The organism is Dactylosporangium sp. NPDC051485 (assembly GCF_040682015.1).
Taxonomy (GTDB): Bacteria; Actinomycetota; Actinomycetes; order Mycobacteriales; family Micromonosporaceae; genus Dactylosporangium.
This window is the reverse complement of the sequence record NZ_JBFAZW010000021.1, coordinates 36,608-51,689: the sequence shown is the minus strand read 5'-3', so window position 1 is coordinate 51,689 and position 15,082 is coordinate 36,608. Positions and strand designations below refer to the sequence as shown.

At 72.4% G+C, this 15,082-nt stretch carries 12 protein-coding genes and 1 pseudogene; 6 read left to right on the top strand and 7 right to left on the bottom strand.

Annotated features, from left to right (window positions below; genetic code table 11):
• Nucleotides 1-800: 800 nt before the first annotated feature.
• The 6 genes and pseudogenes from AB0M46_RS14755 to AB0M46_RS14730 form a co-directional block, all read right to left on the bottom strand.
• Complete coding sequence (locus tag AB0M46_RS14755) at nt 801-1,400, bottom strand: hypothetical protein (protein WP_363336071.1); 600 nt, start codon at nt 1,398-1,400, stop codon at nt 801-803.
• A gap of 206 nt (nt 1,401-1,606) precedes the next feature.
• Complete coding sequence (locus AB0M46_RS14750) at nt 1,607-2,392, bottom strand: caspase family protein (protein WP_363336070.1); 786 nt, start codon at nt 2,390-2,392, stop codon at nt 1,607-1,609.
• A gap of 582 nt (nt 2,393-2,974) precedes the next feature.
• Nucleotides 2,975-3,244: pseudogene (locus tag AB0M46_RS14745) on the bottom strand (hypothetical protein); the annotation flags it as partial.
• Nucleotides 3,226-4,050 carry a DUF692 domain-containing protein gene (locus AB0M46_RS14740; RefSeq protein ID WP_363336068.1) on the bottom strand — a complete coding sequence of 275 codons (825 nt, stop codon included), beginning with the start codon at nt 4,048-4,050 and terminating at the stop codon, nt 3,226-3,228. The pseudogene AB0M46_RS14745 and the gene AB0M46_RS14740, both read right to left, overlap by 19 nt.
• Nucleotides 4,047-5,009 carry a TIGR04222 domain-containing membrane protein gene (locus tag AB0M46_RS14735; RefSeq protein WP_363336067.1) on the bottom strand — a complete coding sequence of 321 codons (963 nt, stop codon included), beginning with the start codon at nt 5,007-5,009 and terminating at the stop codon, nt 4,047-4,049. The genes AB0M46_RS14740 and AB0M46_RS14735 overlap by 4 nt, the downstream gene beginning before the upstream one ends.
• 69 nt (nt 5,010-5,078) lie before the next feature.
• The gene (locus tag AB0M46_RS14730; RefSeq protein WP_363336065.1) at nt 5,079-5,672 is read right to left on the bottom strand and encodes a helix-turn-helix domain-containing protein; all 594 of its coding nucleotides are present in this window, start codon (nt 5,670-5,672) and stop codon (nt 5,079-5,081) included.
• Between the two features lie 165 nt (nt 5,673-5,837).
• Here AB0M46_RS14730 and AB0M46_RS14725 point away from each other — a divergent pair, with 165 nt between their 5' ends.
• Nucleotides 5,838-6,488 (top strand): HAD-IA family hydrolase, encoded by a 651-nt coding sequence (locus AB0M46_RS14725; RefSeq protein ID WP_363336064.1) that lies wholly within the window; start codon nt 5,838-5,840, stop codon nt 6,486-6,488.
• A 138-nt stretch (nt 6,489-6,626) separates the two neighbouring features.
• On the top strand, nt 6,627-7,529 hold the full coding sequence (locus AB0M46_RS14720) for an RIO1 family regulatory kinase/ATPase (protein WP_363336062.1): 903 nt from the start codon (nt 6,627-6,629) through the stop codon (nt 7,527-7,529).
• Nucleotides 7,530-7,752: 223 nt separating this feature from the next.
• Here the strand turns inward: AB0M46_RS14720 and AB0M46_RS14715 are convergent, their stop codons facing one another.
• Nucleotides 7,753-8,712: a quinone oxidoreductase gene (locus AB0M46_RS14715; protein ID WP_363336060.1), complete on the bottom strand. Its 960-nt coding sequence runs from the start codon at nt 8,710-8,712 to the stop codon at nt 7,753-7,755.
• Nucleotides 8,713-8,816: 104 nt separating this feature from the next.
• Here AB0M46_RS14715 and AB0M46_RS14710 point away from each other — a divergent pair, with 104 nt between their 5' ends.
• The 4 genes from AB0M46_RS14710 (at nt 8,817) to AB0M46_RS14695 (ending at nt 14,802) form a co-directional block, all read left to right on the top strand.
• Entirely contained in the window at nt 8,817-11,675 is a 2,859-nt protein-coding gene (locus AB0M46_RS14710; RefSeq protein ID WP_363336058.1) for a hsp70 family protein, read from the top strand.
• 168 nt (nt 11,676-11,843) lie between these two features.
• Nucleotides 11,844-12,398: a helix-turn-helix domain-containing protein gene (locus tag AB0M46_RS14705; RefSeq protein WP_363336057.1), complete on the top strand. Its 555-nt coding sequence runs from the start codon at nt 11,844-11,846 to the stop codon at nt 12,396-12,398.
• A gap of 466 nt (nt 12,399-12,864) precedes the next feature.
• A complete protein-coding gene (locus AB0M46_RS14700) occupies nt 12,865-13,791 on the top strand; it encodes a zinc-binding dehydrogenase (RefSeq protein ID WP_363336055.1) in 927 nt (308 codons plus the stop codon).
• A 228-nt stretch (nt 13,792-14,019) separates the two neighbouring features.
• Nucleotides 14,020-14,802: an SDR family oxidoreductase gene (locus AB0M46_RS14695; RefSeq protein ID WP_363336053.1), complete on the top strand. Its 783-nt coding sequence runs from the start codon at nt 14,020-14,022 to the stop codon at nt 14,800-14,802.
• The last annotated feature ends 280 nt before the right edge of the window (nt 14,803-15,082 follow it).

Genomic DNA, 15,082 nt, shown 5'->3' with positions numbered 1-15,082 from the left:
CGGTCCGGAGCGGGGTGGCCAGGCCGTGTGCGCGTGGGGCGGGCCGGATGGTTCGGTGGGCCGGGCTGAGCGGCCTGCACCGACCAGGTCCGGCCGACGCCGCCCGGCTGCTCTCGCGCTCGGGCCGGGACCGACCCCACGCCGGTCGCGCCGACGGGATCGACACAGCGGACCATCGTCAATCAACGCCGTTCGATCATCAAAATTGTGCCGGAGTCAGGACCAAGAGGCCGTTGACAGCCGCACTCGCCACCGCCCTCCGTCACGGGCGGAGCGTGCGCCATTTGACATTATGCGGTGCTGTTCGGGGCGGTGATTTCGGCCGGGTGCTGGGATAATCGGTTACGTGGGGCAGCTGCAACTATTTACCAAGACCGAATTGGCTGCGATGCGCGACCGGACCAGGTCGCGTCGTTATTCTCCGGCGATTGAGCGGTTCCGTCAGGAACATGAGCGGCATCGAGCTTGGGGTTTGGAAAGACGCCATGCCGAGCGGCTGCGCCGCGTGCGCGGCGACACCCCGCCACCGGCCGTCGACGAGCGGGACGGCCCAGTGCGCGAACCGGCGCCGCCCTCGCCGCCACCGGTCGCGGCGCCTGAGCAGGACGGCCCGGTGCGCGAATCAGCGCCGTCGGTCGGGGCGCCTGAGCAGGTCGAACATCCCGTGAGCGACGGTGGGACGTATGACGGTGATCCCGCGCCGCACGAGTCGGACGGCGTCACACCGCCGGGCCCTGTCCCGAAGCGCCGCGGCACGCCCGCGCCATTACCGCGCAGGCCCGCCGGTGCGGCAACACGCGCTACGCTGACCGGCAACATGCGGCCACCGACGCATTGCAGTCGTCATTCGACAATGCCACGAACGCCTCGACGTCATTCGCTCCGAGCTCCCGGAAGAATGGCATCAGAAAACTGCCACCACTGTGGACCGCCGACGCTAATTCCCCGGATGTCTCGGCAACGACGGCCCACATACTCAGGTTTCCGCTTTCTGCCTTCGTTCTCGCCGGCGGCGGGACCGAAGCAGCGTTCGCCACCATGGACGGCCGGTGTGCGATGGTGGCGGATCGGTTGGATGGAACAGCCGGTCGATCAGTTCGCGTCCGGGCACGCTGAGTTGGCTGCCGTTGGGGTCCAGGCCCGGGGCGGGATTGTCGCCAGCCGGCGATCTGTTGCGCCTCGCCGTCAGCCACGCTGGCCCACACCTCCGTGCCGGCGGGTCGCCAAACGATCATTTTGTCGGGCCGATGGGTGAACTCGGCCCGCATTGCGTCAGGACCCCGGAACGACAAGACGAGCGGTCCGGTCTCGGGCAGTTCGTAGTACATCCCCTCCGGCTCCACCCAGACCTCGAAGCGATGGCTGCCGCCGGGCGCGGAAATCGAGAGCTGGAACTCCATCCGCGCAGTCTGCCCCTCGCCAGGCCGATGTCAGGGCGACGAAATGCGCCGTGTCGAAGCCCCCGCTGTCCGCGGTGTGCCCTGGCGCGGCCGGGCGGACCTTGCGGTGATGTCGTCGGCCGGGGTGGGTGCGGTCGGGAGCGCCGCAGGATGGCTCGCGCGGACCCGGCGGCGGCAGGGCGGTCGCCGCCGGGTCGGGTGGCGGGTCAGGACAGGACTGGCCAGGACAACTGCGCGTGGGTGGCCTGCAGGGCCGGGGTTTGCGGATAGTCCTGGCTGGGGAGCCGGCCGCGGATGGCCTTCAGCCAGTCGCGGTACGTGGCCGACTCCGGCAGGTCGGCCAGGGTGGCCAGGGCCACGTAGGTGAAGGCGCCGTTGGGGCGGCCGTTGAACTCGCCGTCGTAGGAGTACTCGGTGTCGCGGCAGCCGGCGAGGAGCAGGGCCGTGGGGCGCGGGTCCGGCTGGCGGGGTGTGCCCGCGGTCAGGGCGGCCCGCAGGCGCTGCGGCGGGGGCAGGAACGACGACGGGGGCAGGAAGCGGGCCCGGCCCGGGTGGTCGCCCAGCGGGTGATGCAGGCGGGTCAGGGTGCCGGAGTGGCAGGAGTCGGAGATCAGTACCGTGCGGACGCCGGGCGCCGCGGCGGCGAAGAGGTCGTGCAGCTCGTCGTCGATCAGGGGGCCGTTCTCGGCGGTGTCCCACGGGCACAGGGCCTCGTCGCGGTGGTCGGGCTCGTCGCCGTTCTCGTCGGGGACCCAGGTGCCGTGGCCGGAGTACGTGATGACGACCGCGTCGCCCGCCGCGGACCTGGCCAGCAGGTCGCGGATGGCCTCTCGGATCGCGGCGCCGGAGGCGGCGGCGTCGAGGAGACGGCGGGTGTCGAAGCCGCGGGCGATGAGGGCGGCGGACCAGTCGTCGGCGTCGTTGCGGCAGCCGGCCAGGTCGTTGTCGGTGCCGGGATAGTCGTTGATCCCGATGCACAGGGCGAGTTTCATGGGTTTCTACCCCCGTGAGTCGATGCTTGCCTTTCGCATCGTTGGCGTCACCGGGCGTGCGTGCGGTTGGGGGCGGGGGCCGGGCGGTTCGGCGCTCTGCGCGCAACCGTGCAAATCGGACCGGTCGCGGACATGCACGCAGGGGGTGCGGGGTCGATCAGGGCGGCGATGCGCCGCAGGTCGGCCAAGAGCGCCTCGTCGAAGTCGTCGTCCCCGTGCATGGCGGTCGCTCCGTCCCTGTGGCGGGCGCCGCCGTCCCGGGGCGGCGCCGATTCAGGTGTAAAGAGGGGCGCGCGTGGACTCCTGATACCGCGGCGACCGGGATCGTTCGGTTCCGTCCGAACGCGGACAGAAAGCCGGACGAGGACAGAAAACCGGACCCGGACGCGCAGGAAGCCGGACGCGCGCAGGAAGCCGGACGCGCGCAGGGAGGCGGACGCGGACGGGGAGTCAGGAACGTCGCAGGCGGGAGAGCAGCCCGCGACGGCGGGGGACCGGGGCGGACGCGCCGTCGTAGGTGTAGGCGCGCTCGCGCGCCTCCAGCTCCTCCCGGGCAAAGGAGGGAAGGGCATCGCCGGCGCCGCGGGCGAAGTCCCAGCCGTCGCGCAGGGACCCCTGCGGCGGGCGACCGGCGGCCCACTCGGCGAACGTGACCGGCCAGGCGTCGCCGTAGGAGGCGGCCAGGAAGGGCCAGGCCCGGGCCACCTCGCCGGCCCGTTTGCGGCGCAGGGCGGCTCGTGTGGCTCGTACCGCGGCCAGATCGAAACCTTCGGGCACCTCCGCCCCGGCCACCAGCGCGGCGACCAGGGCCTCCTGACGGGCGGCCAGGTCGCTCACGTGATCGCCGGCCAGCCGGCCGCCTCGGCGATGGCATCGAGCTCGGCGGTCAGCTCCGCGGCCGGTGGGTAGTCGCCGTCGCGCTCCAGCATCAGGGCGGGCGGGGTGGTCCGGGCGCAGAGGTCCTTGATCAGGGTCAGCACCTGCGGCGGGGTGGGGTGCGTGTGCGTGTCGTGGTAGAAGCCGCCGCGCTCCTCGCCGCCGGCCACGTGCACGTACGCGATGCGCTCCAGCGGCAGCTCGTCGAGCAGGGCGGCCGGGGACTCGTCGCGGTTGCGGGCGTTGGCGTGCACGTTGGCGATGTCCAGCAGCAGGCGGCAGCCGGTGCGGTCGAGGATCTCGGTCAGGAACTGGGCCTCGGTGAGCTCCGGGTCCGGCCAGTCGAAGAGCGCGGCGATCGGCTCCAGCGCCAGCGGTACCCCGCCCAGCGCGGCCTCGGCCCGCCGCACGTTGGCCACGATCGCCTCGACCGCCTCCCGGGTGCGGGGGACCGGCAGCAGATGCCCGGCCTCCACGCCGCCCGCCCGCACGAACGCGATGTGTTCGCTGACCAGGGGCGCGTCGAGCAGCTCGGCGCAGCGGGCCAGGTGGACGGCGCGGGCGTCGGCGATCGGCTCGGCGCCGCCCAGGGAGAGCTTGACGCCGTGCGGCACGACGCGGACGCCCCGGGTGAGCAGCTCGGCCAGGGCCTCCGGCAGTGGGTCGTGGACGTGCAGCGACTCGGCCACGACCTCGGTGAAGCGCAGGCCGGGCAGGGCGGCCACGTAGCCGGCGATCTCCGGGCGCCAGCCGATGCCGACCCCGTAGGCCGGGGCGCTCACCCGCCGCACCCCCCGCCCCCGCCGCAGCTCGAGCCGCTGGAACAGCTGGAGCCGGAGGAGCAGCTGGAGCCGGAGGAGCAGCTGGAGCTCGACGAGCAGCTGGAGGAGGAGCCGCCCGAGTCGGAGCCGGAGCTGTAGTACCCGGCGTCGGTCTGGGCGATGTTGCGCTGCAGCGCGGCCGACTGGGCGAACGCCGGGTCGGCCAGGAAGAACGCGCCGACGCCGAAGAGCCCGACGCTCAGCGCGGCCGACTGCGGGCCGTACGTCGTCCAGGACGGCGACTGCTTGGGGGAGAGATGGCTCGCCTCGCGCCGCATCTGCTCCAGCAGCCGGCGGCCGTTGCGGCTGACCCGCGGGACGGACAGCAGCATGAACCCGGCGACGGCGACCAGGGCAAGCTCGCCGATGAGGTTTCCGACCGGCTTGCCGTTGCTCATCCCGGCGATCAGGCGCGCCACGCCGATGGCCAGGACGGCGAAGACGACCAGCGCGCCGGAGCGCACCGCGCGGCGGGCCGGGGCGTCGAGGATCCAGCCCTCGTTGGCCAGCTCGGCCTCGGCGCGGTCGAGCACCTCGCGGACCCGGCTGTGGGTCACCAGGCTCGTGGTGTTCATCCCGTGCCCGGCGGCGGCGTGGACGACCCGGTCCAGCTCGGAGGCGCCGGTCGGCGGCGGGCCGCTCTGCTTGAGGTAGCCGCGCTTGTCGCTCTCGACGGCGCCGGCGGCGCGCAGGGCGGCGAGCGAGCTGTAGACGGCGAGGCGGCGATCCCCGTTGATCAACGCGGCCTGGGTGGCGGTGAGGTTGCGCGCGCTTCGCAGCGACGGGCCGACGGTGTAGCTGCGGCGCCAGATCAGCACGCCGGCGACCGCGACCGCGGCGAGGCCGAGATACAGCCACACAAACTGCGGGCCCGGGATGCCCCAGGTGTCGCCCGGCCCCGCAAGGATCGATGTCCTCATGGGCTCAGTGTGGGAGTTCGTGTCCAGGCCGGCATGCGGGCGGACGGACAAGTTGAGCAAACCTTGCGGTCATTTCCTGCGGACCGCCGCCTCCACCAGGTTCAGCACCGCCTCCAGGTCCTGCACCGGCCGGCCGGTGGCCAGGTGTAGCACCAGCCCGTCGTACGCCAGCTCCAGGAACTGGGCCAGGATGCCGATCGGCACGTCGGCGCGCAGCACCCCCGCCTCCAGCTGGCGCTGCAGGCGCTCGCGGGTGGCCTCGGCGACCGCCTCGGAGCGGGCCGCCCAGCGCTTCGCGAACTCGGGGTCGGTGCGCAGGCGCCGGGAGACCTCCAGCTGGCTGCCGAGCCAGCCGGTCACGTCCGGCTCGCCGGTGTCCGACGCGGACGCCGACGCGGCGTGCAGCAGGTCGCGCATGACCTGCACGAGACCGTGTTGGGCGACGGTCGCTACCATGTTGGTGGCGTCGTCCTCGGCGACGGCCAGGAAGAGCGAGTCCTTGTCGCGGAAGTGGTGGAAGATCGCGCCGCGCGAGAGGCCGATCTCCTCCTCGAGTCGCCGCACGGTCGCGCCCTCGTAGCCGTGGCGGGCGAAACAGGTCCGGGCGCCGGTGAGGATCTCCTTCCGGCGCGCGTCGAGTTGGTCCTGGCTCACCCTGGGCACAGGTCCGATTATGCAAGCCGTACATACGGTTTGCATACGGGGGCGTTTCCGCCGGGTTTCTCACCTGGGATTGGTCCGCGTTTGCGGCGGTTTGTCGAGGTGTCGGCCCAGGTGGGCGACGATGAGGATCTGTTCGATATCAATCTGGTCACGTACCCTGCCCGCGTGCCCCTGTTGTTACTCGGCCTGGACGACACCCTGCTCGACAGGGCTGGGGCGTTCCGGGCGTGGGCGTGCGAGTTCCTGGTGCGCATCGGCGCGCCCGAGTACGACCTGGAGTGGCTGCTGTCCGTCGACGCGGACGGCATCGGCTCGGCCTGGGACGTGGCCGAGGGGCTGCGCGAGCGGTACGGCCTGCGGTACAGCGCGATCGACCTGGTCGAGGAGATCCGCGGCGCGGTGATGGAGCGGATGCGCCTCGACCCGCTCACCGCCTGCGCCCTCGCCATCGCCGAGGACTCCGGCTGGGTGCCGGTGTGCGTGACCAACGGCGAGTCCCGCCAGCAGGAGGCCAAGCTCAGAAAGACCGGCCTGGATCGGTACCTCGCCGACTGGGTCATCTCCGAGGAGGCCGGGGTCCGCAAGCCCAACCCGCGCATCTTCGCCATCGCCGCGGAGCGGGCCCGGATGCGGCTCGGCGGCGCCTGGCTCATCGGGGACAGCCCGGAGGCCGACATCGGCGGCGCCGACGCGGCCGGCGTGAACAGCGTCTGGCTGCACCGCGGCCGCCGCTGGAGCGAGCCGCGCTACGCCCCGACCCGCACCGCCGACGGGATGATCGCCGCGATCGCCGAGGTCATGGCGTCGCGCTGGTAATTCGGTTGCGTCACTGCCAGCGGTACCGCATGGTGGCGTGAACTTCGAGTCAGAGAGGGGGTTGGTTCGCATGACTGCCGTCACGGCGCGCTTCTGCATGCCCACCTTCTTCCCTCTCTCGACTCAGGAGACCTCGCGTTGCGCGACCATGACTTCGCACCATCCCGTCGCCGCCGCTTCGACGACGACGACCCGAACTTCCTGAAGCGCCGCTCCCACGACTTCGACACGCGGTGGGACGAGGCCGGCGACCCGGCCGGCGAGGCCGGCGACGGCGAGTGGAGCAGCTGGGACGCCCCGGGCGTCCAGCACGGCCCGTCGCCCCGGCCCGAGTGGGTCATCACCGAGGCCGCGGCCCGCGACACCGGCCGCGGCGTGCTCAAGACCGGCAAGGAGGCCGACGTCCACCTGGTGGAGCGGGCCGTGCCGGGCACCGGCCGGCGGGCGCTGCTGGCCGCCAAGCGGTACCGGGCGGCCGAGCACCGGCTCTTCCACCGCGACGCCGGGTACCTCGAGGGCCGCCGCGTGCGGGCCTCCCGCGTCAACCGGGCCATGGAGGGCCGCACCGCCTTCGGCCGGGAGATGATCGCCGGTCAGTGGGCGGCGGCCGAGTTCGCGGCCCTGGCCCGGCTGTGGGAGCTGGGGGTCGCCGTGCCGTACCCGGTGCAGCTGCTCGGCACGGAGCTCATGCTGGAGTTCGTCGGCGAGCCCGACGGCACCGGCGCGCCGCGGCTGGCCCAGACCCGCCCGGACCGCCCCGCGCTGGAGTCCCTGTGGTGGCAGCTCGTCGACGCGCTGCGGGTGCTGGCCCGGGGCGGGCTGGCGCACGGGGACCTGTCGCCGTACAACCTGCTCGTGCAGGGGGAGCGGCTGGTTCTCATCGACCTGCCGCAGGTCGTCGACGTGGTGGTCAACCCGAAGGGGGCCGAGTTCCTGGCCCGGGACGTCACCAACGTGGCGCGGTGGTTCACCGGCAAGGGGCTGGCCATCGACCCGGAGCCGCTGATCGTGGAGCTGCTGCACGACGCCGGCGTGCGCTGAGGGGCGCGGCCCGCCCGGGGCTCGTGGCATCGGGCGGGCCGCACTCGGTGCGACCGGCGGGGAGGGTGACCGCCGGTCGCGGTCTGTACCTATAAGTCCGAAATGTCGGGGCTTGCCCCTGGTGGGGCCGAGCGCTTCCGCGAGATGTGTCCCCAGGGACCATTGAAGGTGTAGCCGGGCTACATCTCGCGGATTCGGCCAGGTTCGTGATGTGAGATCGCGATCACGGAACAATGAGCAGCTTTCCGGTGCTTCGGCGGCTCTCCAGCGCCTCGTATGCCTCGGCCGCCGCCTCCAGCGGATAGCGCCCCGTGATGGTGGCGTCCACCACACCGTCGGCGACCCATCGGAAGAGGGTTTCCGCGCGCTCCTGCAATTCCTGCCGGGTGGCGATGAAATGGGCGAGGGTGGGCCGGGTGAGGAAATAGGAGCCGGCCATCAGGCGCAACGGGTCGAATGGGGGCACCTTTCCGCTGGCGGCCCCGAAGAGCACCAGCGTGCCGCGCGGGCGCAGCGCCCGCAGGCTGGCGTCGAACGTGTCGGCGCCGACCCCGTCGTAGACCGCGTCCACGCCGGCGCCCCCGGTGACATCGCGCACCGCGTCCAGCGCCCCGGCGTAGTCCACGGCCCGCACCGCCCCGTTCGCCTCGGCCGTCTCGCGCTTGCGCGGCGTGGACGCGGTCGCGACGACCCGCCCGCCGAGGTGCGTCACGATCCGGGTGAGCAGCTGGCCCATGCCCCCGGCGGCGGCGTGCACGAGGACCGTCGCCCCCGGGCGCACCGCGAACGAGTCGTGGGTCAGGTAGTGGGCGGTGAGGCCCTGCAGCATGACCGCGGCCGCCTGTTCGGTGGTGATGTCCTGCGGTACCGGCACGAGCCGGTCGGCCGGCACCAGCGCCTGCTCGGCGTGGCTGCCCGCGGGGCCCGTCCAGGCCACCCGGTCGCCCGGGGACAGGCCCTGCACGCCGGCGCCCAGCTCCAGCACCGTGCCCGCGCCCTCGCTGCCCAGCACGCCCGGCAGGGGCACCTGGTAGGTGCCGGTGCGCTGGTACACGTCGATGAAGTTGACCCCGCTCGCGCCCACCAGCACGAGCGCCTGGCCCGGGCCGGGGGAGGGGTCGGGGCGGTCCTGCACCCGCAGTACCGATCGATCGCCGAACTCGTCGAACACCACCGCGCGCATCGGGTTGCCTCCTCGGTTGTCGGCTTTCTTGTCTACCCCAATCCGCCGATCGGAAATGTCGTACCGCTGCCGTAGCATCCGGGGGTCTTTGGAGGTGAGCGCGCGTGGGGCCGACCCCGACCCATCGTCTCGCGATCGATCTGGGCACCTGCCACACCGTCGCGGTCGTGCACCGCGGCGAGGAGGCGCCCCGGGCGCTGCTGTTCGACGGCTCGCCCGTCATGCCGTCCGGCATCTACGCCGACGAGCAGGGCCGGCTCACCGTCGGCCGGGACGCCGAGCGCCTGTCCGGCCTGGCCCCGGAGCGCTTCGAGCCCTACCCGAAGCGCAGCGTCGACGAGGGTGCGGTGCTGCTCGGCCCGGTCGAGGTCCCCGTCGTGGAGATGCTCGCCGCGCTGCTGCGCCGGGCGGCCGAGGAGTCGCTGCAGGCCGGCGTCAACCCGGTCGGCTCGACCGTGCTCACCTGCCCGGCCGACTGGGGCGGCCAGCGCCGCGGCGTGCTGCTGGAGGCGGCCCGCCGGGCCAACCTCGGCCCGGTCGTGCTCGTCGACGAGCCGATCGCCGCGGCCACCTACTGCCTGCGCGTGCTGGGCCAGCAGGTGGCCCCGCTGCAGTCCCTCGCCGTCTTCGACTTCGGCGGCGGCACGCTGGACGTGTCGGTGGTCCGCCGCGAGTTCGACGGACTGCGCGTGCTCGGCCTGGGCGGCCTCGACGACCTCGGCGGCGTGGACATCGACGCGGCCCTGGTCGGCCACCTCGGCCAGCTGATCAACCTGCGCCACCCGGACCTGTGGCAGCGCCTGGCCAACCCGGACAGCACCGCCGCCCACCGCGACCGCCGCGAGCTGTGGAGCGAGGTCCGCGCCGCCAAGGAGATGCTCTCGCGGGCCGCCTCCGCCCCGGTCCACGTGCCCGGCAGCGACGAGGCGCTGCACCTCACCCGCGAGGAGCTCGAGCGGGTGGCCGGCCCGCTCATCGACCGCGCCGTGGACGAGACCCGCCGGGTGCTCGAGCGGGCCGGCGTCGACGTGCGCCAGCTCGCCGGCATCTTCCTCGTCGGTGGCTCCAGCCGCATCCCGCTGGTGGCCAGCCGCCTGCACGCCCGCTTCGGCGTGGCCCCGGTGGTGCCGGAGCAGCCGGAGCTGCCGGTGGCGTATGGCGGCATGCTGGCCGTCGGCAGCCAGCCGGCGCCGCAGCCCCAGCAGCCGCAGTTCAACGCCCCGCAGCCGCCGCCGCGCCCGCAGCCCCCGGTCTCCGGCATGCCCGTGTCCCCGGGGCCCTCGGCGGCGTTCCCGATCTCCGCCCCGTTCCCGACCTCGCCGTCGCAGACGTTCCCGGTCGGCTCGCCCGTCTCGCCCCCGCCGATCCCCCAGCGTCCCGTCTCCGCCCCGGTGGCACCGCCCCCGGCGGCACCACCGACAGGGATGGCGCACCCGGCGATGGCTCCGCCCGGACACCAGCTGGTCGTGCCGCGGCGGCGCAGGACCGGGCCGTGGATCGCGCTGCTCGTGGTGGTCGCGCTCATCGCCGGCTGCTTCTACGGCGGCACCCAGGTCTTCCACTGGCTCGGTGCCCAGGTCGACTCGCTCAAGGAGGGCCTGCCGGGCTTCGGCGACGGCACGGACGGGCCTGGCCAGGTCGACGGGCTCAAGGGCGGCGAGCCGATCCAGCTCAGCTCCGACGGTGCCATCGCCGCCGTGGCCGGCAATGGCAACATCTACACCGCGCAGGTCAACGCGGGCGCGACGGTCGTGGCCGGGTACGAGACCACGGGCAAGCAGACCTGGAACGTGCAGCTGCAGATGGAGCCGGCCAAGATCGCCCTGCGCGTGGTGGGGAACCTGCTCATCGTCGACGGCGAGGACGACGCTGCGCTCGGCGGTGACGGCAAGCAGGAGTCGCGCTCGGTCATCGACCTGGCCACGCACACGGCGAAGTGGACGAAGCCCTGGGACAACCGCATCGACCTGGTCTACCTGGGCACCGACGCCATCGTGGAGCACCGCGACTGGAACAAGCCGACCCTGGACCGCATCAACCTCGCGGACGGCTCAACGAAGTGGTCCGCGGCCGGCGACCCGAACAGTCACCGCATCCTCGGCCGGCGCGGGGCCAAGCCGGCGCTGGCCTGGCCCACCTCCGACACCGCGGCCGGGACCATCGTGCCGACCTACGGGTTGACGTTCCCCACCTACTGGCCGTTCCAGGAGTCGCTGACCAGCGGGGGCTTCGCGGTGCAGCTGCTCAGCGACACCAAGGCCGCGACCATCGACCTCAACACCGGCAAGCAGACGGCGTCCGGCGCCTACAAGAAGAACATTTCGAAGGACTCCTGGCTGGTCTACAACGACCTGGCGATGTTCAAGCCGGACGCCGACGGCAACGTGGTGGCGTACAACATCAGGACCTGGCAGCAGGCGTGGGAGTACAAGTCGCCGTCCGGCACCACCGTCGACGACCTGCGCCCGTGCGGCGAGAAGATGATCTGCGTCGCGGGCAAGCAGAACTCCGGCAAGGACGTGTTCATCGCCATCGACACCACCAACGGCCAGGCGAAGTGGACCAAGCAGTCGATCCGGGACCGCGACGGCACTATCTCCGGCACCGAGCAGCCCAACTGGGTGGTGATGGACGGTAAGCTCGTCGGCGGTCACGGCGTGTTCGACTCGATCGGCGAAGCGGCCATCCTCGACCCGGCGACCGGCAACGAGCAGGTCCAGCTGGGCAAGGGCCTGTCGCTGCAGGACGCCCGGGCCGGCTACGGCAACAAGGTCGTCATCGAGAGCGTCGTGCCGGGCAAGGGCACCTGGAACGCGTACATCTACAGCCTCGACGGCAAGGCGATCGGCTCGGCGGGGGTGCCGACCCTGCTGCAGGACGTGTCGCTGAGCAACGACTCGATGGTGCTGGTCGACGGCGACAAGGCGAAGGTGTACCGCTTCCAGATCCCCCCGGGCAAGTAGCGTCTCCGGCTGCCGTCCACAGTGGATGGCAGCCGCAATGTCCGGCATTGTCGCCCGGGACTGATGGCCGTCCGTCGATAGAAGTGGTAGTATGGCTACCGAATCTGCCGTCCCGTCGAGGCCGGATGCCGCCGCCGCATCGACGGGCGTCCCGTCGAGGAGCTCGTTTTGACTGCAGCGTCACAGCGCGCACCGCGCAAAGACCAGGTCCGCAATCGGCGGCGGCTGCTCGACGCCGCCCGCCAGGCCTTCGCCGAGCAGGGGCCCGACCTGAGCATCGAGGCTGTGGCCCGGGCGGCCGGGGTGGGGGCGACGACCTTCTACCGGCACTTCCCGACCAAAGACGACCTCGTCCTGCAGCTGTTGGAGGACCTGGCGGGCGGCGCGCGCGAGGTCGCGGAGGAGGCCGCTGCGGTCCCCGACGACTGGGAGGCATTCCGCACGGTATTCGTCCGCGGATGCGCGCTCGACGAGGAGGGGCTGCACCTGTTCGACGCGCTGTGCCGGACGAGCTTGCAGGCGGCCGAGCACGGCCGTCTGATCGCGACTTCCCTGATCGCTCCGGTTGCCGACCGGGCTCGGGGCAGCGGCCGGCTGCGCCAGGATGTCAGCGCCGAGGACGTGGCGGCGCTCATGCGCATGGCCGACTCGGCCTCAAACCCCCGGCAGCGGGAGATCACGTACGAGGTGATGCTGGCCGGGCTGCGCGTCCCAGCCGCGTAGCGGCCGCCACTCTCCGGAACTTCGGCGGGACCCGGCGCTGAGCCGCGCCGCGCGGCCCGGGCTCCTTCTTCGTTGCTCGGGTCCGGGTCCGCGCGCTTTTCCGGTTGGTCCGGCGCACTCGTCCTCGGCTCCCAGCTCCCGGCTCCGGACAGGATCGGCGCGATGGCTGCGGCGGCGGGAATCATCAACCCCGCGCCGCAGCTCGTTTCTCTCGTCACGCCATGGGCCCACGGTGTGCCGCCGGCGGCGCTCCCCGTGAGCGCCCGCACCTGCCGTGCCTCCGCCGACCTGGATGCGGCATGCGGCCCGCCCCCGTAGGCGCCGTGAGCGCGATGACGACGGCGCTCAAATGCTGGCCTGACGGCGCCGCCACCTGCGAAAAGGTGATCCGGTTGTAGTGCTACCGTTTTGCGCGCTACGGTGAAGAGGTAGTAATGCTACCGTTTCACAAGAAGGGCTTGCTTTCATGCGCGCGCTCATCCCCACCGGCAACCCGGAGACCCTGACCGAGCTGGGCGAAGTTGACCTTCCTACCCCGGCACGCCACGAGGCGCTGATCCGGGTGACCGACATCTCGCTCAATCGGGCGGACTTTCTGTACCTGAGCGGCCCGGCCGGCGATTTCCGCCCCGGCATCGACGCCGCTGGGGTCGTCGCCAGGGCCGCCGCCGACGGCAGCGGGCCGTCGGAGGGCAGCCGCGTGGTCCTGCACCTGCCGACGGGCGGAGGGGGAGCCGAGTTCGTCCCCGCCTCGGCGGACCGGCTCGCGGTCATCCCGGACAACGTGGACTCCGCCTCCGCGTCCGCGCTCCCGCTGGGCGGTCTGGTGGCCCGGCGGCTGCTCGCCCTGGCCGGCCCGCTCCAGGGGCGCCGGATCCTGGCCACCGGCGTTGGGGGCGGCGTCGGCCAGGTCCTCATTCAGCTCGCCGTCGCGGCGGGAGCCGAGATCACCGCCGTCGCCGAGGCGGGCCAGCCGACCGAGCACATGGCGGCGCTGGGCGCCCAGATCGCCCTCGACATCGACGATGTCGAGGGCGGCGCCTTCGACATCGTGCTGGAGTCCGTCGGCGGCGACCTCGGGTCCAAGACGGTCCACAAGCTCCGCCCCGGCGGCCAGAGCCTCTGGTTCGGCCAGGCCAGCGGCAACCCCATCACCCTGGACTTCTTCCGCCTGCTCCAGGCGGGCACCTCACTGACCCTGCGGCACTTCGTCTACGCCGACGGCGACGGCAGCCGTGACGCCGCGGACATCGAGGCACTGCTCAGCCTGGCCTCGCAGGGCGGGCTCCGGGTCGAGATCGGCCACCGCGGTGACTGGAGCAGCGCCGGCCCGGTGCTGCGGGAACTGTCCGCCGGCCGCCTGCGCGGCAAGGCGGTCCTGAGCGTCGCCTGACCTCAGCCGAGCCGGCCGGGGCGAAGCCTGCCCGGCCGGCCGGCGGGTCGCGTACTCCTGCGTAACACCGCCTCCGAACCGACGGCGCCATGAGCGCCGCCTGGGCCTGCCGCATCCCAGGGAAGGAACGCTCGGCCTGGAGCGGCTCACTCGGGCCTGGGTCCGAGCCGAAGTACGAATCCGCAACATCCGGCGGCGTCCAGCCGCTATGCACGAAAGGGCACCATCATGGGACGTTTCGACAACAAGGTCACGCTGATCACCGGCGGTGGCTCCGGGATCGGACGGGCGGCCGCCCTGCAGCTCGCCTCGGAGGGGGCTCGGCTGTCGCTGGTCGACATCAGCGCCAAGGGGCTGGCCGTCACCGCCGGGGAGATCGAGAAGGCCTCGCCAGGCACCGAGGTGATCACCGTCACCGCCGACGTGTCGTCAGAGACCGACGTCGAGCGCTACGTCGCCGACACCGTGGCCGCCTACGGCCGCATCGACGGCTTCCTCAACAACGCCGGCATCGAGGGCACGCAGAACCTGATCCAGGACACCAGCACGGACGAGTTCGACCGCGTCCTCTCCATCAACCTGCGCGGCGTCTTCCTCGGCCTCAAGCACGTCCTGGCAGTGATGAAGGAGCAGGGCTCCGGCGCCGTCGTCAACACCGCCTCCGTCGGCGGCATCCGCGGCACCGGCCTCCAGTCGCCCTACGCGACGTCCAAGCACGGTGTCGTGGGCCTGACCCGCAACGCCGGAGTGGAATACGGCCAGTACGGCGTCTCGGTCAACGCCATCGCCCCGGGCGCCGTGCTGACCCCCATGGTCGAGGAGTACCTGCGGCAGCTCGACCCGGACAACCCCGAAGAGGCCGCCAGGAAGTTCCTCAGCGACAACCCCATGCAGCGCTTCGCCACCCTCGACGAGGTCGCCCACCTCATCGCCTTCCTCCTGTCCGGCGAGGCGCCGTTCATCAACGCCGCCGTCATCACCATCGATGGAGGCCAGTCTTACAAGTACTGACCCCGCCGCAGCGCCGGGCCGACCCGGTCGCGGCAGGCGGCACCGCGTCGCAGTGTCGCTCGGCCCGGCAGCGTTCCAGGGGCCGCGGCCTGCCTCGGGTACGACGACGACCCCTCCTGCGTTCACGGCAGCGGATCGTGTCTGACGGCGGCATCACGGCGGCCCGGCGCGGGCCGGGCGAACAGCACGTCCGGGCTGGTCCCTCTTTCGCGGGGCCGGCCCGGACTGCATGACAGCGTCCTGCAACTCCGGCGAAGCCGGTGCTCCCCTCGGCGCGGTG

Bases quoted from the DNA above. Each gene is read 5' to 3' on its own strand.
- AB0M46_RS14755 (WP_363336071.1), bottom strand. From the start codon at position 1,400: ATGGAGTTCCAGCTCTCGATTTCCGCGCCCGGCGGCAGCCATCGCTTC.
- AB0M46_RS14750 (WP_363336070.1), bottom strand. From the start codon at position 2,392: ATGAAACTCGCCCTGTGCATCGGGATCAACGACTATCCCGGCACCGAC.
- AB0M46_RS14735 (WP_363336067.1), bottom strand. From the start codon at position 5,009: ATGAGGACATCGATCCTTGCGGGGCCGGGCGACACCTGGGGCATCCCG.
- AB0M46_RS14715 (WP_363336060.1), bottom strand. From the start codon at position 8,712: ATGCGCGCGGTGGTGTTCGACGAGTTCGGCGATCGATCGGTACTGCGG.
- AB0M46_RS14700 (WP_363336055.1), top strand. From the start codon at position 12,865: ATGCGCGCGCTCATCCCCACCGGCAACCCGGAGACCCTGACCGAGCTG.
- AB0M46_RS14695 (WP_363336053.1), top strand. From the start codon at position 14,020: ATGGGACGTTTCGACAACAAGGTCACGCTGATCACCGGCGGTGGCTCC.